This is a genomic window from Shewanella sp. NKUCC01_JLK (assembly GCF_019345615.1).
Classification (GTDB): domain Bacteria; phylum Pseudomonadota; class Gammaproteobacteria; order Enterobacterales; family Shewanellaceae; genus Shewanella; species Shewanella oncorhynchi.
On record NZ_JAHKRD010000025.1, the window covers coordinates 43,474 to 60,219 of the forward strand.

Sequence of the window (16,746 nt, forward strand, 5' to 3'; positions counted from 1 at the left end):
ACTGTTATTGATTTAGCTAAAGCTATTATTTCTAGCTCTCGCAGGCTGTAATGCTGCCAATTGCTGCTGTAGCATTTGTAGCTGCTGCATCACGCCTGATAGTTGAACGTTGGATTTATCGAAGCGTGACTGTAGTTGCTCAAATTGATTTTGACTCTGCAGTAGCAATCCCTCTTTCTCTGCAAGTTGTTGCTGTAATGTTTGATTAGTTCCTCTGAATCGCTCACTCTGTTTCATACGGATTTCGGCATCAAATTGTGCCGTTTTTTCATTGGCTTGGCTCTCTTTCAGTGCTAACTGCACCTCACTGAGTTTCATATTACCTTGCTGTGTAAGGACAGAGGCTTGTAACTGACGCAGTAGGTATGCTTTTACGCTAGACACTTCTGCTTCGAATGATTTATTTTGAGAAGTACCTTTTAACTTATCCAGTACCTTGGTCGAGGTATGGTTCACTAAACCGATAACCCCTTCTACGACAGGTTCGGCGCTTCTACGGGCCATATTCACCATATTAACTGTGCCAGCAATATGCGCGGGAAGAGAGGGAGGAGATACCACCGCACTCCATAAAGTGCCTACTGCTAGCGCAACTCTTGAGCTAATGGAAACGGCTTTGCCCCACCACTGTGCTCTATCATCATTTACCCCCATCTTGCTTAACAAGATATTTAGCGCATTAGCAATGGAATCGCTGCCCATGGCGAGTCCTTCTCCCCCAGCCGCTTTACTGCGCCAGTCAGCAAAAGCACAACCCGCGTCGGCGACCGCTAAGGTAAAAGCAACGCCAGAGGCTATCAATAAGGGAACCCCTGCGCCCCCCGTGAGTATTGTGGCAGCGATAGACACGCCAAGCGCAATACCAGCAAAAGCCACCGAAGCGAGCTTACTAAAAAAGCCGGACTTGGCCAGATCTACCCCCACTTTTTTAGCCTCATCGGCAGCCACTTTAGCTTCATCCCGAGTCAGTTGTGCCTTGGATTGAATATCAGTGACCTTACCGTCGACTTCAGAGCTCAGGGGCACTTGTTTGGGATCAAAACTGCCTAATTGTGTTTTTAACAAGGCGCGGGCCGAACTGACTAAATCTAAACTACTTAAAGTCGGGGATGATAAAGGAACATGTGTTAACTCATTCATAATAAACCTCTTTCAATAATATAAATGAAGATTGCAAATCCTATTGTCTATTGATTATTGAGAGCACTAAGCAATTGCTGTGCTTGCTCCCCCACAAAATGGTGCTCTGGCTTACTGTAGCTCTGTGAGATAGCCATCTGTAACGCTTCGATTGCCGAGGCGTCATCATCTAAGCTCAGAAAGCACTGCGCAATGCGGAAACTCGCGTCGGGAGAGCAGGCATCCATCACGAGTGCATAACCATAGAAGGTCAAGGCATGCTGGTATTCACCTAGCCAATGTAGGCAAGACCCCAGTCCAAGATGAAAACGTCTATCCCAAGGCTGATGCATGACCAAATAGGTAAAATCGACAATCGCTTCTGCGGGTAAGCCTGCCTGATATTTACTCGTACCTGATAGGTAAATTAGCTCGAGATCTTGACTCGTTAAGCCAGCTTGCTCAGCTAAGGTCTGTTGTTCGACTAAGGCTAACTTGCAGGCTGCTTCAAGCTTTTCAAAATCTAATTCAATCTCTTTATTTATCATTTGAGGTGCCTTTAGCGGTTCAATTTAAATGCATTTACGGGGATCCACTCGACAATGCGAAAATCTATCCATTAGTATGAAAAAAAGATGATGCTCATTCGTTTTTGGCTAGGTAAATGTTCACGAATAAGTGTCTTAAATCGGATTGCTATCCTGTATCTGAATAACGAGAAAATCGTAAACTATCCGATTGAATGCCTTATCTACTTAAAGTTTCGGCAAGTCTCCTGTGGTATGGAGTGTGATAGGTGCTAGGTCTCGGCCCTGAGCATTATATTGGCTATCTAACGCGGTGCGATCCTCAGGGTGCTGAAGATCATAGCTTTTACCATTTTGTCCATCGACCAAAAAACATTTACCCGAATCGAAGTGAAAAAAATTCATGGCATGGGAATCTTTTCCCCCACTGACAGGGACAGTGACTATGGCTCGCTTTCCTTGAGGCAAGGCGCTAAATAATAACGATGAGACAGACTGTTCAGGCGATAACCCTATCGTTTGGCTCTGAGCCGTAACTTGACTGATAACACCCGCTCTCGTGTCTATCGCTTCCCAAAACTTGAGCGGAACGACGCTATCATTTTGTCGAGCCAACATGAGTCCCATATTGACATCGACAGCCTTAGCGCATGTTATACAATTACGTAATGCAATCGCACCTGAGTTGCGTCCAACAAGGTAATCGAACGCGTTCTGCATGCCTCCGTGAAATTTATACGGGTTAGCTTTAGTCGCGAGATAATGCAGGCCTTCATTGATATCCAACTGAAGTAATTTATAACAGTTATCACCTATGGTGGTGGTTTGGTGCTGCCCTATACCTTGGTAGAATGTAGCTTCATCGGCATAAACATCCGCTTGGGATTCGCCAAGATTAATATTCTCATCACATAAAACAAAATCATCGAAATTGTCTAGTTGCGGTGCATCTTTGGGGGCGGGTAAACCATAAAGAGCCCCTAAATTGGTATTACCTACTTTGGCCTGATATAGCACTCGTATTAGCCCTTCATCCTCCATGCCATGAGCAGTAACGTAATTAAGTAATTCGTAACGAGATGGTGTGACGGCATAACGCAGAAAATTATCCTCACAGCTCATAAAACCTTTAGCCACCAAGTCGCCAATATTTTTATAATCATTTGAAGATAAAGCATTTTTAAGTAAACCGCCGCGAAATTCACCATTTGTTTCAGCGCGATTAGAGAAGGTCCACTGAAGATCGCCAAATTGAGCGACAAAGGTCGCAGCTTCGCTATCATTAGGGAGAATTCCAGTAAACTTTTCACTGCTAAAGCGAGGATCTGTCAAGCTATTTCGTAAGGCTTGTTGTACAACTTGATTGTCAGACATACATTGAATATTGCCTTCAATATACTTTTCCAGCGTGAGTGAAGAGGCCATTTTTCGCAAGTCATCACTGGCCGTTATTGTGGTTTTCACTGCGGCAACTTGATAGAAATGTGTGTCTATATCGCGGTTATCCGTTTGATAAATTGTACGGCCACCAATACTTAGCAACATACGCCATTGCTCACCATTGTCGCCTAGAGCTAATTTAAATTTGGTTTGATGTTGATCGACCGCTAAATTACGTAATGCACAAAACCTTTGTGCCACTTGGGAAGGAGTGAGCACGCCAGGCTGGGTTACTTGCTGATATAAAGCTTGTATCGCTTCGAGTTTCACGCCACCACGAAACCAATCAAGAATTTTGTCCAGTAAGCCCATTTTCCCCGCTTCATCTAAAGTGTTGGCGGTGAGAACCCGCTCTAAGCGGCTCTCGTTAAAGTGATAGGTATGTTGACTACCTAATGCGACTTCGACAGTCATAATCTTTACCTCTTAATTGACCATGCTCATGAACGGCTTTTGTTTGCCCTAGTACACCAACCAAGTCTCGCCATTCTGATTAACTTCCTTGGCGCCTTGTTTGAGCAATACCTCTCTCAGTGCCTGACGAGCGAGACGTTGTGCAGGCCTACCTGCATCATGGATTACCATGCCGCGGATCTGCTGAATATCCGGCAGACTTCGCCTTAAATCACGTAATTGTTCCACTAACTGTAAAACCGCACTGCTGACCCCCGAAGTATTGCCTTTACTGCAAAAGTCACAAATGGTCAGGGTGTTTTCGTCGACGCGATACACCATCGACCAATGGGGACTATCCCAACATTTTCCCCATTCAAACTGGCTGTTTTCAAAATAAGCAGGACTGACTGTCACCCCTTGACGGGCAAGATATTGACTTACACTATCCATATTGATCTCCTTAGTGTTAGGCCGGTTCGACCTAACACTTAATGATGTTGAATAGAAGCACTGCTAGTTATGTACTGCCGAGCTAATGCGGCCGTGCAATTCGACGAGCTCTTTGATCAAGGAGCGCATCTGCTCTGAAATTTGCTTTGCTTTATCATTCAGATCATTAACACCCTTGATATAGCTCTGGGCGTTACTCGCCTTAAAATCACCGATAGTGCGCTCTAGTTCAGCCTCTTTGCTTATATTGGCACCGACCACTTTGCCTGTGCCTTCAATCCCTTTGCTAAACGCCCCACTCATGTGAGTCGCAGCATCGCCAAACTTGCCCGATAACCCAACCCCTGCCATACCTATCACGCCTCCGGCGATTTCTAATACACCAGTCCAGATACTCGCTTCGCAGGCCTTATCAATGGCGGAACGTTTATCGTCCATAGAGGCAATTTGTACGTCCCAACCGAGTTGTTGCTGCTTAACGTTGTAGTCCTGTAATACGTTGCGTAATTTTTTAAACATCTCGGCCAATTTCAGCATAAGATCATTAATTTGCGAGATAGCATCCATACCGTCACTGGCACAGTTGTCATTCAGTTGATCAGTCTTGTCTGTGTTAACGGGCGCTGGAGTGTGGCCTTGGCCCGAAATAATGTTGATATCTGTCATGGTAAACCTCACTTATACTGTTGAACCTGCGATACGGGCTTGTAGTGCGCCACTCTGACTGATCGCCTTACTGGCACCGTCTAAGCTGTCGCCTTGTTTTTCAATCAGATCTTTTACAGTTTTCATTTGCTGTTCTTTAGCTTTGTCGTACCACTCGTAGCAAAACTCTAAGAAATTCTGTTTTAAAATCAGTTCTTCAATTTGCTTTTGCAGTTTGGCTTTCTCAACGGCTATGCTGCCATCGGTAATCGCTTTTCCTGCACCAGCGGTCGCACGGATCACATCTAAGGTCGTAAAAGTACATGCCTTGATTGCCGTTTTAATCACTTCATGGCTAACCTCTTTCACCACTTGCTTAGTGATTTCCTCGGCAGTGACCTGGACGCCTTTCTTAATAGCCTGTTTGCCGACTTCTTCGACAGATCGAGTCACGAGTTGCTCAATCGCCTCTTTACTGAAGGCATCCATCAGACCGCTGGCAAGTTTACGTCCACCCTGTTCAGCGGCTTCTTTTAAACCCTTGCCTAAGTTGGCCATAACTTGGTCAGTAACTTGTTCAGCAACTTGCTTACCAACTTCTTTCGCGACATTAGTGACCGCTTCGGTAGAACCTTTAGTAATACCATCAACGAGTTTAGGAGCCGCTTCCTTCATCGCCGTTTCTGTACCTTTGGCAATTGAACGTGTCGCTGAAATTGCCCGCCCTGCTTGGAAGATATCCAGTGCCATGCCCACTATTTCGCAACCTAATTGCACTTTGCCTGCCACATCAATTACGCTCTGGCATTTATCTTTATCTGCCCCACATAAGATGGCGGTTTCTGCCGCGGCTTTAACCATGCCAGCAACCCCTGCAGCGAGATAGGCAGCACCTCCGGCAATTTCTAATGCGCCCCCCGCAACATCACCAACCGCACAGCGTAAGGCGCCTTCGACCAACTTAATTACACCGTAAATGGCCTCAACCGCTCCGACAATCCAGTCGAAAATGGCTCCGAAAATTCCACCCTTGTGGGCCTTATCAGCTTGCTCGATGGCTTTTGCCAGTTGCTCTTGATATTCCTTCACCTTTTTATCGCGCAGGAACTCTTGAGTATCGGTCATTATCTTGCTAGCTTTCATGGCCGAGCTTGCTGTGTCTGCGAAGGTCGAAATACTGAGATTCGCAGCCATCATGACCATGGAATCCATGGACGCTTTTTCTAATGAATTCAATGATCCCAATCCACCAACAGTGCCCGTCTTAGGATCTGGGGTAAAAAAGGGCGTTAAAATACGCTGCAATGCCCTTTGTGCATCTTTCATTGTGACTGGACCTTGATGCTGATCTTTATGCTCAGTTTGAGTGAGCGTCACAGGCATGGACCAGTCGGGCAAACTTGCTTTGCTAACAGCATGCGCCTGGGCGCTAGCATAATTGGCCGACACATTCTCAGGGCCTCTTTCTGTCACACTGTTAATTGACATGGGAATTCTCCTTAGCGAGTGTGGCTAGCCCGCGCTGTGCACTGGCGGCAATCCCTGTGCTCTCGGGGTGGCCTTCACACCAACGTAGACTGGCGTTAAAGCTTCTCTGGGCATAATCATGGTTACCTAACGCCAAGTAACTCAAACCAGCATGATAAGCGGGTAACGGATTATCGACTTTGATCATCCCTGCCCGGCCCAAACAGAAAATGGCCTCTTCATGTTCGTGTAACTGCTGGCAGCATATCCCTAGAGAAAAGCAGTAGTCGTAATTCCATTGGTCTATGCGCATTAAGAGGTAAAAGATCCGCTTCGCCCCCTGTTGATCACGGCAAGCCATTAACTGCAACGCGTATTGGTACAACACATTCAAGTCACTTTGCTCGACGTCAGCCAACATACGCAGTGAGCCTCCCCGTTGCAGAAAGTGTTCAATTACTTCAAATTCTTCCTGTTTCATAACTGACTCCCTAACGGACATTTTGGGCGATGGATTTATTCATCTCGGCCAACATGGTCTGCATGCTATTGAGTAAACTGACGGTCACGTTATAGGTCTGCATAATTTTCTGCAGTTGCAATTGTGACTGGGAGACAAAGTCAGAGGCACGATTTGAGACCGATTCCAAAGCCGATTTCACCGCTTGCAGCTTGCCTTTATCTAGTCCTCCAGCAGCGCCAAGGGCATTGGCAATCTGTTGCATATGTACCTTACTGATGCTTTGCCATGATTGCTGTCCGACTTCGGGAAGACCCCAGATATAATCACAACAACGCTGACCATCGACCTTGATGCCGTGTTCATCCATATAACTGATCACATCTTGCCAACTCGCCGATTGCATTCCTTCTGGTCCAGCTGCGGCAATTTTGTCTAGTAACTTTTTCAAATAAACAGCGGAGGGATCATTGTGACTGAGATAAGCAGAGATACTCATGCCATCAACTTCAAAGCCATTGTCACTCATATACTTAACGACATCAGCAGGCAGATTTACCGTGGCTTTATCCCCTTGCTTCGCGACTTGAGCTATCGCCTCATCGACGCGATTCGCCATGTCTTGAGCTTGGCGCGACACATCGGCCTTTTGCTGCATTTGGCCATACTTAGCATCGGCCAATTCTGACAACAAATTCATAAACATATACAGTACTGCAATACCTCCAGAGAGCACTGAATCTCCGCGAGACGCTATCTGAGCTTTCACCTCATCCGACGCTTGACTGTTGGTAATACTGGTACCTTGAGTTGCTACATTTGTAATTTCCACAATGATGACCTCCAACAAAAAACGATATCGCACTAAATTAACGAATGTTTTGTGCAATCGACTTGTTCATCTCCGCTAGCATGGTTTGCATACTATTTAATAAACTGACGGTAACGTTGTAAGTCTGCATAATTTTTTGCAGCTGTAGCTGAGATTGTGAAACGAAGTCAGAGGCACGGTTAGATACAGATTCCAACGCCGCTTTCACCGCCTGTAACTTACCTTTATCTAACCCTTTACCGTCGGGGTCATTCTTGGCTAGGTACTTATCGATGGTCATACCATCTATGGTGAAACCATTGTCATGCATGTATTTCACGACATCATCAGGAAGTTTACCTACGGCTTTATCACCATCTTTGGAGACGTTTGCAATGACCTCATCAACCTGATTTGCCATATCTTGCGCTTGACGAGAAACATCAGCTTTTTGCTGCATTTGACTGTATTTGGCATCGGCTAATTCAGAAAGCAGATTCATAAACATATATAAGACTGCAATTCCCCCTGAGAGTACTGAATCACCGCGTGAAGCAATTTGATTTTTGACACTTTCAGGTTGTTGAGAGTTAATAATGCTAGTGCCTTGATTACCTACATTTGAAATATCCATAATAACACCTCATTGATTATTTAAATTAAGCATGATTTTTATTGAACTTACATATAACTTCTAACTTTTTTAACCTTGTCAATCACCTTTTCTTTAGAAGTTGAGTCAATATCATTATCAACTTCGCCAGATTCTATTTTACCTAACAAATTAAATTGTGTTTCGAGACTTTTGAAATGATGTTCCAATTCACTGACTTTATTCATAACAGTATTTTGCTGTAATTCAAATCCACCAGGGAATGCATTCTTTAACTTAATCAGCTTAGCTAATGCTTCAGGATCCCTATCAGAACGTTCAACTAGAAGATTTATTTCTTCTTGTAGCGCTTGAAATTCTTTAATATGTTCTCCAAGTGCTGCTTTACGTTGCTGAAGATCTTGCATAACTGATTTTATATCACTGAACATATCCATAACTAACCCCTTGACTTATATATTAATACTATTATGTATTGAAGATACCTAAAAACGATGGGAATAAAACAAAACTGGTCAAACCACCAGATTAAAATTTAAAGCTATTTTTTATAACGTGAAAAAAGTGTGTCTATAACTATTTCTGCCGCATTGATAGCTTCATCCAACAATGGAATTGTTCCACTATTACCAGATAAGATATTACTGCGCATTTTAGCTAGTCTATTATGGTAAGCCTCCTGTTTGTAATTATGTGATTTAATATCATCCTCAAGCTGTGTAATTCTTGACATAATGCCTCCTAAAAAATAAGTGGTACATGAATTAACTCACCGGCTCTACTGAGATCTAATCCATGAATGTTCATATACTCCACGACATAACCATTATCTAATTTGCTACCCGTTGATAACCGAACACCACTCGATAACTCTATGAATGGAGACTGAGCATTACCACCATAGGTCACCACAGAAGCATTAAATAAATGATTAAGTTCGTTTTGTACTGGAATATTTTGAAATACTAACTTCAATCCATTGGCATGCGTTGGTTCTAATCCTTGCGCAACAGTCATAATCTGTTGCTGTTGTTGTTCACTGACTTTGCCTGTCATGACGATGGCATCATTGATCCGCTCTATCATGAGACCAACCAGTAAATTTTTGTTTCGCAATGCGGAGATTAACGGTTTGAGCTGACTGTCAACCTGATTGCTAACTTGCCAATTAACAAGTCCGGGCAGGTTATTCAAGCTAGACACCGCTTTATCCCAGCGCTCCCCTGACTGAATGGCGCCTGAGATAATGACATTGCTGGGCTCACTACCTAAGGTCACAAGGGCATTGGCAAATCCATTTTGGACTAAGACATCTTTGACATTACGTATCAACTGATCGCCACAAGTGGTCTGCTCTATAAATAAAATACCTTGTCCTTTGATATCACCGAGAAACTGCGCCATACGTTGTGAATCTTGGCAAAAGCCGCTCAGTGTCACCACGCCATCTTTTGACCAATGGGCTTGAACTCCGTTTAAACCGTCGGTCTGCAACTGCTGCGATAACCATTGTGCTTGTGTCAACTCGGCGATAGGCATCTTTGCAGGAGCTAATAACACTGTCGCTAATAGCACCATAGAGAGCATTGAAACTGTCGCCAGTAACCACCACGACTTCTTTGCCTTTGTTTGAAAATGTGATGGTATTGCTTGTTGCTGTAATTCATCGGTGCAATGGCCTAAGAGGATACCCACACCAGCGAGTTCAATAACTTGCCCCAATGGCAACATATTGACTTCGCTTATAGGCTGTCCAGCTATCCAAGTCGGTACCCAAGACTGCAGCCGAACCCCCGCTTCATCGATCAATAAATCCACTTGTTCTACGTGTTCAAGTGTGGCTAACACATCACCATCGGGTCCGATGCTTAAGTTACCAAGAGGCAAAGATAGCTCTCGTCCTTGCAATGGACCGTTTAACCATAAGAGCTTGTATCCTGAAGACATATTAATCTCCTTGGTTAACGGGTTCCGCTTTGATCAGGAACAGACGCATCACGCTTTGAGTGTGGTGATCTGTGCTTCTAAACAAACCGCCCAGTAATGGTAGATCGCCTAGTAACGGGATCTTGTTCTGGGTCGTTTCATCTCTATCTTGTACGAAGCCGCCGAGTAACAGACTCTCCCCCGATTTCAGCGTCGCCTGAGTCGAGATCTCGGAGTTTTGCACTTGTGGTAATGGTTCACTACGGCTCACTGCTTGGCTCTGTTGACCATCCTGAATATTGAGATCCAACATCACAGCCTGATGACCTACTTCATCAATCAATCTTGGTGTGACTCGTAATAGAGAACCAGTGGTCACTGACTCTAATTTAGCGACTTTATCTCCTTCCAACTTAGTGTAAAATGTCACGTTTTTATCGAGTACTGCTTGCACATTGTTTAACGTAACCACAGAGGGACGTGAGAGCACTTTGGCCTTAGAGTTCTTCTCTAGTGCATTGAGGCGCATCATGAAGTTGCCAGTATTGCCTATGACAGTGGAAAAATTGTCACTGCTATCACCACTGTTGAAACTGACTGAACCACCCCCTAATTTGGCTGACGCCGACCAATCTATGCCTAACTGTTTAAAGTCAGAGGCGTCCACATCGAATATCGATACAGACACTTCAATCATGGTGGGCTTAGTATCGAGTTGTCTTATCAAAGAGCCATAAGTGGCCATATCACGGGCACTTCCACGGACTATGATGGCGTTTTGACGAGGATCAGCGGCAAAGACTGGGCCGCTAATATTACTCACAGAACCCGCCACTGCATTGGCGACTTGTGTACCTTGATCCATTTCTTTTAGCACTGTAACTAATCCTGGAATACTCACAGGTTGGCTACGATATTCATAAATAGAGTCTGTGGCAGATGCGTATTTCAGTGGATAGACTTTAACCGTTTCTTGGTTTTCTGTGGTTTGTTTAGCATTGGCATCAAGTTGTGCCGTAAGTTTGGTGACACTGTTAATGCATTCGGGTACACCTGTGACTTGTAAGCCACTGATCCCTGCCATAGATTTAATGTTACAGACCCCCTTATCTAACACTCCTGCACTGCGCAGGTAATGGTCGACCTTAGTCGCGGATAAGCTAGTTAACGGTAGCACTTCACTATTAATTTCACTGGCTTTGTAAACATATAAGACTTCGTTGTTGTAGTACCAAACTAAGCCATAGCGACGGGTCAGATCTTGAATAACGGATTTAGGATCTTGTTCTTGGATTTGGCCGATATAGTTGTCGTTGACCTTGTTACTGACAATGACTGGTACGCCGTAATTGTTGGCAAAGTCTTGGATGACGGAGGCTAGCGCAGTGCCTCGACTGATCATTACAAAGGGTTCACCTTGCCATTTAATGTTTGTCAGTGGTGCAGCCTGAACTAGGCCAATCTGACAAAGTAACAGTAGACTGAGTAGTTTTTTCATACTGTCCTCCCGATAAGTGAAGCTCGATTGCTATCAACAGGTTTAAGCAGGCTCTTTTCGAGAAACCTCGCTATAGCAAGTTGCATGACAATCCCTTGAGATAAAGCTTCATCATCTTGAATTTCATCGTAATAACGCCATAACAACCAGAGTTCACCTCTAAGCTGAAGGCCACAATCTAAGGCGTGATCACTAGCGGCTAATGCGAGCGTTGCTTGTGTTAGCCAATCCACAGCAATATCGGTCGAAATCGCTAGCACTATTGCAATAGATACAGAGGTGTCAGTTTCGAGAACGAGGGCTTGTCTTTCGGCTAAGGTCCAAGTCGTGTTTCCTTCGACGTTTTGGCTAGCCAAGAAGCCACTTTCAATCAATCTCGTCAGCATTTTCACACCCTGTTTCACTTTCATGGGATCAGTATGTAAGTGTCTAAGCCTAGCGCCCATCAGGTGAACACCTTAACTACTTAAGGTAGGTAGATGAAAAATACCAAGCCTCAGTTATTCACCTGATAGCACTGGCCGTTAATGTGGTTAAGATGAGAAAATGGTTCGAATGGATTTCGAAGTTCATGCAAGAACAAGATGAATAGCGTATTTTTAACTGACAAAGGCCGAAATAAGATGAGCAGAGAACATAGATGAAGATCCAATGGAAGTTTTCCTTAGTTACTAAGCTCACAGTCTCCTTTATGTCAGTGCTCGTAGCTCTATGGCTGATGATGGAATATCTATCCTATAACAACACGTTCAGCCATACACTCGAACGCTCCTTAGTTGCCTTTAGTGAGCTCAGCGGATTACGGGCCGAGGTGAGTAATACACTTTTCACCGATGCCAGTTATGATGTGCGCCAGCTCGATAAACAGCTCAAACAGTTCGCTTCAATAGACAAAGTGAATGACCAGGAAATTGTGTCTCATTATTTTCCATTCCAAGCGAAAAGCCATGACGATACTTTGACCATGTGGGTCGCGCAAACATTTGGCAGTGCTGGACAACACAGATATTTAGATACTTTCATCTTGAAACCTAACGAAGGTATTACGATTTATGCAGCATCCGATGCCAATGATGAATATTTTCAAATTCGTCTACGCGAGATAAAACAGCTCTCAGTACAAGCGTCGACTACAGGTTATCGTTGGGGAACACCGCTCAAGGACAAGAATTCAGAAGACTACCACTTAAGTTTCAGTTACTCGAGTGACCCACAGGATCCCCTATCCCCACAAGTCGGTTTTAGTATCAATTTAGCGTCAGCAATGTCACTAAATAATGCATTAGGACCTGGGGACATTAGCTTTTTCATGACACCAAAGGGGGAGTTATTTTCTAAATCTACCTTAACCTTAACTCCGTCGATACTCGTTAAACTCAAAGATGAATTTAGTCATGACCACCCACATGCTAAGAACACCGCACACCCATTAGGCGATTACTATGTCATAAAAGAGCATATTCATGGGCCAGGCTGGCAGCACATCACGTTAATTTCAGATGTCTATCTTAAAGATATGGCGTTAATACCTTTTTTTAAAGAACTGCCATGCGCTCTGTTGGTCTTAGTTTTGACAGCAACTATCCTACTGAATATATTAAAGATTAACCTTAGCAAACCTATGAGAAACTTCGTAAATATCATCAATAATGCCAGTCAGTCGACCTTCGAACACCGACTACCACAGGATCGTAATGACGAGCTGGGACAAATTGCGAAAGCCTATAACCATCTACTCGATACAGTAAAAGAAAGCTATGACGAGTTAGAGCAAAAAGTCACCCTTCGTACCAATGAATTAGCCTTGGCTAAGCAAGAAGCAGAAAAGGCCAATGAACGTAAAACCGAGCATCTAACAACTATCAGCCACGAAATTCGAACTCCATTGAATGGTATTACTGGGTCGCTCGAATTACTACGTAATACCCAACTGACACCTAAGCAAATGGATTTGCGTGATACCGCATATAATTGTGCCAATTCTTTACTCGCCATTATCAATAATTTGTTGGATTTTTCCCGTATAGAAGCCGACCAAATTGAAATGAACTTACAGTCTTACCCCATTTTGAAGTTGGCTGATGATGCAATGATCACCATCCAATCTCGAATCGTGAATAAGCCCATCACCCTGAAATGCTTAGTCAATGCTAATGTCGCCGAGAAAGCACTACTGGATCCTCTGCGTGTCAGGCAAATTCTGGTTAACTTGCTCGGTAATTCGGCTAAATTTACCGAAGCTGGCCAGATTTTATTACGTATCGAAGTGGTTAAGCAGCATCTGTATTTTAGTGTGGAAGACACGGGGGGGGGGGTTGCTATTCAAGATCAGCAGCGTATTTTTGAACCTTTTGCACAAACTTGCCATCATAAATCGGGCACAGGGCTTGGTTTACCTATCTCAGCTAAACTCGCTAGCAAAATGAAAGGCAAACTCACAATGTTTAGCACTTTGGGCGAAGGTAGTACCTTTATTCTCGATTTACCCTTAGTTGATCCAACTGCGCCCCTATGTTTGCCTAATACGGTGATTGTCGCTCCTTTAGCATTACATCCACAACTCACACTCTGGGGAGCTTGCCCCATTGAAGGGGATAATCCGGCATTAGCATCTCCTGAACTGGCTCACTTGCCGGCTCGTTTATGGCAGAGGCTCTTTGAAATTCGCCACAACCTGCCACATAAGCAACGTCAGCATACCCCAACACTTCTCCCTTGGCGGTTAAAGATCCTCTTAGTCGACGATGTCGAAACTAATCGCGATATCATAGGTAAAATGTTGCTTGAATTAGGACAACAAGTCATTGCCGTTAGCAGTGGTGAAGCCGCGTTAGAAAAAGGGACTCGACATATCTTCGATCTTGTCCTTATGGATATTCGTATGCCAGGACTCGACGGTTATCAAACAACGCAACGATGGCGCAATAGTGAAGATATTCTCGATGGTGATTGCCCAATTTTTGCACTCACTGCCAACGCCAATCCTAAAGAGCATGACACAATAGAATCCGCGGGTATGAATAGTTATATCACCAAACCAGTGTCATTGAAGCAACTTAACCATGCACTCGAAGCCGCGGCTGATATGCAGTTAGATCGTGATATGCAGCTCGTGATAAACAATGAAATCGATGCGCCTATGATTGATTTTTCGCATACAGATCTTAATCATAGACTCGCCGTGCATCTGGCAGATATGGCACATCAGGCCAAGTTACATATAGAGAATCAAGCTTGGAAAGAATTGAGTGATGTACTGCATACCATCAAAGGTAGCGCTGGCTTAGCAGGTAAAAAAAACATTGCAAATGAAGCGGCAGATTTAGAGGTAGCACTCGAAACGAAAGAATGTTTGAGCCAAGCAGAATTTAGCGCACTCGATAATTTAATTCAGGCATTAGACGCTGAAAGTTGATCTTAGACTAAAAGTGCAAGCACAGCACAAACTGTGCTTGCGCCACATCCATCTTTATAATCCGAGTCTTTGCACCCAATGCATTAACTCGGCGACGTTATGCGCATTAAGTTTGCGCATTAAATTCATTCTGTGAGTCTCTACCGTTTTTAAACCAATCACTAAATCTTCAGCAATATCACGGTTGCGGCGCCCCTCACAGATCAGTTTTAGCACTTGTTGCTCGCGGGGGGTCAGCAAAGGGATATCCCCATCGACCACTCCACTCAAAGCGGCTATTTGCTGCTCATCTAAACTAGGATCGATAAAGTTTTTGCCCTTACTCACACACTTAATTGCCGCTAATAGTGTGCTCTTAGGGCTATTTTTTAATACATAGCCATTGGCGCCTACATCAAGCGCTTCCCGTGCACTTTTTTCCTCAATCGTCGCCGTTAACATAATAATCATCATCTCTGGCCAACGTTGTCTTAGCTGACGGATCACGTCCAATCCACCCATTCCGGGTAATTTAAGATCCATAAAGACCAGATCTGGCCTGAGTTTGAGGCATTTCTCGTATACCGCAAGCCCATCTTCAACCGAGCCAATCAGATTAAGTTCAGGATAAGGCGCTAAACAGCCTCTTAATCCATCAAAAATCAACGAATGATCATCGACCACTAAAATATTGATCACTTTTCCATGACTAAATGCCATATACGTCCCTAGACTCTAATACTCAAAATCATAAAAAGTTTTTAAAACCATCGATGAAAAAATGATTTAACAGCATTAAAACCCGTTTAATATTTAAGAAATAATGAATTAATCAGTTAAAATAGTTATACAAAAATAGTAATCATGGTGCAAGTTTAATGTATAAAAATAAAAATTGAATAGCAACAAGATTAGTTTTTCTCTCTCAGGTAACTCAGTTTTCCTTCATAACTTTAAGGAATGATGCTGCTGAAGGATTGAGAGCTTCTTCTATATAAGGACATGTGTACCTTAACGGATACAAAACACTTGATGGTAATGGCCGACATTTTTACTGGTTGGGCTTTAGTATAGTTGGTAGAGAAGCTTTTGCAAAAAATTATATCGGGTTACTCAACAATAAATCATTTAACCAAAATAAAGAATAGTTGCTATTTGATAAATTTTATAACGTATGGCCAGTCGTTTAGGCATATCATATTTTAGTAGTTAATCATCTAAGTTCAGACTTACCCATTACTTATAGCTCTTCACTCTCACATTAATCAGCAATTATTTACAATAAGACAATTAACATTTACCCTGGATATAAAATAAACCATTAAAGCCAAGAGAGTTATATAATAGCTAACTATTAACTCTATTAACATTACACCTTAACCATTATTAAATTAATTTTTTAATCTATCATGTACAGTCTAATTACTCTAACACCTTTCAAGCTGGTCAATTTTTTGTTCAATTCATCTAAGAGTTAAAGCAAGTTACTGTTTTAGGAAAAGTGTTTTAGTGATGTATTTATAGAATCATTACACTCATCATAGATACGCTTTCACCTTTAACTTTAAACCTTTATAACTCTTTTTCTGAGGTAATATTGTGATGCCAACTTATTTAACTTGAGGAGATAAAAATGATCCAAGCTAATACTATAACTAAAAATCGCTACCACACTGAAAACCCTAAGTAACTGAAAAATATTAAAGGATGTAGAGGAAACGGCCAAAATTAAAGAAACTCAAGAGTCATTGCTAGCACAATGATTAACACTTGAAGATTTAGCAAGGCAATCTACTGTATCAATAAAACTTCGCAAAAACGTGTAGTAGCCGAACAGCCAGAGCTTACATTTTAATACACTGTTAATCGCGAAAGAGGGTATATAAGCAGAGCACTGTAGGATCCCCTCATAATTCATAACCCCAACAACCATGAGTTAATGAGAGTTCAGTTAGTTTCTTCGCAGCACAAAGCAAATTATCTGCTGATATGGGGTAATC

16 protein-coding genes are annotated in these 16,746 nt (G+C 43.1%); 1 reads left to right on the plus strand and 15 read right to left on the minus strand.

Annotated elements, in window-relative coordinates; all coding sequences use genetic code 11:
* Positions 1-12 precede the first annotated feature (12 nt).
* The 14 genes from KO537_RS21665 to KO537_RS21730 all read right to left on the minus strand — a co-directional run bounded on the left by KO537_RS21665 (position 13) and on the right by KO537_RS21730 (position 11,738).
* A complete protein-coding gene (locus KO537_RS21665; protein WP_173246817.1) occupies positions 13-1,140 on the minus strand; it encodes a hypothetical protein in 1,128 nt (375 codons plus the stop codon).
* A 47-nt stretch (positions 1,141-1,187) separates the two neighbouring features.
* Positions 1,188-1,667 carry a SycD/LcrH family type III secretion system chaperone gene (locus KO537_RS21670; protein WP_173246820.1) on the minus strand — a complete coding sequence of 160 codons (480 nt, stop codon included), beginning with the start codon at positions 1,665-1,667 and terminating at the stop codon, positions 1,188-1,190.
* Between the two features lie 207 nt (positions 1,668-1,874).
* Positions 1,875-3,500, minus strand: a complete 1,626-nt coding sequence (locus tag KO537_RS21675) for a hypothetical protein (RefSeq protein ID WP_173246823.1) — start codon at positions 3,498-3,500, stop codon at positions 1,875-1,877.
* A 48-nt stretch (positions 3,501-3,548) separates the two neighbouring features.
* Complete coding sequence (locus KO537_RS21680; RefSeq protein WP_173246826.1) at positions 3,549-3,932, minus strand: secretion protein; 384 nt, start codon at positions 3,930-3,932, stop codon at positions 3,549-3,551.
* Between the two features lie 63 nt (positions 3,933-3,995).
* Positions 3,996-4,598, minus strand: a complete 603-nt coding sequence (locus tag KO537_RS21685) for a pathogenicity island effector protein (protein WP_028759295.1) — start codon at positions 4,596-4,598, stop codon at positions 3,996-3,998.
* A gap of 12 nt (positions 4,599-4,610) precedes the next feature.
* Entirely contained in the window at positions 4,611-6,065 is a 1,455-nt protein-coding gene (locus KO537_RS21690) for a type III secretion system translocon protein (protein WP_168826763.1), read from the minus strand.
* The gene (locus KO537_RS21695; RefSeq protein WP_028759293.1) at positions 6,055-6,525 is read right to left on the minus strand and encodes a SycD/LcrH family type III secretion system chaperone; all 471 of its coding nucleotides are present in this window, start codon (positions 6,523-6,525) and stop codon (positions 6,055-6,057) included. Before KO537_RS21695 ends, KO537_RS21690 begins: the two co-directional genes overlap by 11 nt.
* A 10-nt stretch (positions 6,526-6,535) precedes the next feature.
* A complete protein-coding gene (locus KO537_RS21700; RefSeq protein WP_168826761.1) occupies positions 6,536-7,336 on the minus strand; it encodes a secretion protein EspA in 801 nt (266 codons plus the stop codon).
* Positions 7,337-7,373: 37 nt separating this feature from the next.
* On the minus strand, positions 7,374-7,949 hold the full coding sequence (locus KO537_RS21705) for a secretion protein EspA (RefSeq protein ID WP_006081435.1): 576 nt from the start codon (positions 7,947-7,949) through the stop codon (positions 7,374-7,376).
* 47 nt (positions 7,950-7,996) lie between these two features.
* Positions 7,997-8,365 (minus strand): hypothetical protein, encoded by a 369-nt coding sequence (locus KO537_RS21710; RefSeq protein ID WP_168826759.1) that lies wholly within the window; start codon positions 8,363-8,365, stop codon positions 7,997-7,999.
* Positions 8,366-8,469: 104 nt separating this feature from the next.
* Entirely contained in the window at positions 8,470-8,661 is a 192-nt protein-coding gene (locus KO537_RS21715; RefSeq protein ID WP_131525043.1) for a hypothetical protein, read from the minus strand.
* Between the two features lie 8 nt (positions 8,662-8,669).
* Positions 8,670-9,875, minus strand: a complete 1,206-nt coding sequence (gene sctD, locus KO537_RS21720; protein ID WP_168826756.1) for a type III secretion system inner membrane ring subunit SctD — start codon at positions 9,873-9,875, stop codon at positions 8,670-8,672.
* A 1-nt stretch (position 9,876) separates the two neighbouring features.
* Entirely contained in the window at positions 9,877-11,352 is a 1,476-nt protein-coding gene (locus KO537_RS21725) for an EscC/YscC/HrcC family type III secretion system outer membrane ring protein (RefSeq protein ID WP_131525041.1), read from the minus strand.
* Entirely contained in the window at positions 11,349-11,738 is a 390-nt protein-coding gene (locus KO537_RS21730) for a hypothetical protein (RefSeq protein WP_247651579.1), read from the minus strand. The genes KO537_RS21725 and KO537_RS21730 overlap by 4 nt, the downstream gene beginning before the upstream one ends.
* A gap of 254 nt (positions 11,739-11,992) precedes the next feature.
* Here KO537_RS21730 and KO537_RS21735 point away from each other — a divergent pair, with 254 nt between their 5' ends.
* Positions 11,993-14,767, plus strand: coding sequence for a two component system sensor kinase (locus KO537_RS21735; protein WP_219235769.1), 2,775 nt, complete (start codon positions 11,993-11,995; stop codon positions 14,765-14,767).
* 54 nt (positions 14,768-14,821) lie between these two features.
* On the opposite strand, the gene KO537_RS21740 is transcribed toward KO537_RS21735, so the two are convergent.
* Positions 14,822-15,466: a two component system response regulator gene (locus tag KO537_RS21740; RefSeq protein ID WP_131525039.1), complete on the minus strand. Its 645-nt coding sequence runs from the start codon at positions 15,464-15,466 to the stop codon at positions 14,822-14,824.
* Between the last annotated feature and the right edge of the window lie 1,280 nt (positions 15,467-16,746).

Bases quoted from the DNA above. Each gene is read 5' to 3' on its own strand.
- KO537_RS21665 (WP_173246817.1), bottom strand. From the start codon at position 1,140: ATGAATGAGTTAACACATGTTCCTTTATCATCCCCGACTTTAAGTAGT.
- KO537_RS21670 (WP_173246820.1), bottom strand. From the start codon at position 1,667: ATGATAAATAAAGAGATTGAATTAGATTTTGAAAAGCTTGAAGCAGCC.
- KO537_RS21675 (WP_173246823.1), bottom strand. From the start codon at position 3,500: ATGACTGTCGAAGTCGCATTAGGTAGTCAACATACCTATCACTTTAAC.
- KO537_RS21680 (WP_173246826.1), bottom strand. From the start codon at position 3,932: ATGGATAGTGTAAGTCAATATCTTGCCCGTCAAGGGGTGACAGTCAGT.
- KO537_RS21685 (WP_028759295.1), bottom strand. From the start codon at position 4,598: ATGACAGATATCAACATTATTTCGGGCCAAGGCCACACTCCAGCGCCC.
- KO537_RS21690 (WP_168826763.1), bottom strand. From the start codon at position 6,065: ATGTCAATTAACAGTGTGACAGAAAGAGGCCCTGAGAATGTGTCGGCC.
- KO537_RS21695 (WP_028759293.1), bottom strand. From the start codon at position 6,525: ATGAAACAGGAAGAATTTGAAGTAATTGAACACTTTCTGCAACGGGGA.
- KO537_RS21705 (WP_006081435.1), bottom strand. From the start codon at position 7,949: ATGGATATTTCAAATGTAGGTAATCAAGGCACTAGCATTATTAACTCT.
- KO537_RS21710 (WP_168826759.1), bottom strand. From the start codon at position 8,365: ATGGATATGTTCAGTGATATAAAATCAGTTATGCAAGATCTTCAGCAA.
- KO537_RS21715 (WP_131525043.1), bottom strand. From the start codon at position 8,661: ATGTCAAGAATTACACAGCTTGAGGATGATATTAAATCACATAATTAC.
- sctD (WP_168826756.1), bottom strand. From the start codon at position 9,875: ATGTCTTCAGGATACAAGCTCTTATGGTTAAACGGTCCATTGCAAGGA.
- KO537_RS21725 (WP_131525041.1), bottom strand. From the start codon at position 11,352: ATGAAAAAACTACTCAGTCTACTGTTACTTTGTCAGATTGGCCTAGTT.
- KO537_RS21730 (WP_247651579.1), bottom strand. From the start codon at position 11,738: ATGCTGACGAGATTGATTGAAAGTGGCTTCTTGGCTAGCCAAAACGTC.
- KO537_RS21735 (WP_219235769.1), top strand. From the start codon at position 11,993: ATGAAGATCCAATGGAAGTTTTCCTTAGTTACTAAGCTCACAGTCTCC.
- KO537_RS21740 (WP_131525039.1), bottom strand. From the start codon at position 15,466: ATGGCATTTAGTCATGGAAAAGTGATCAATATTTTAGTGGTCGATGAT.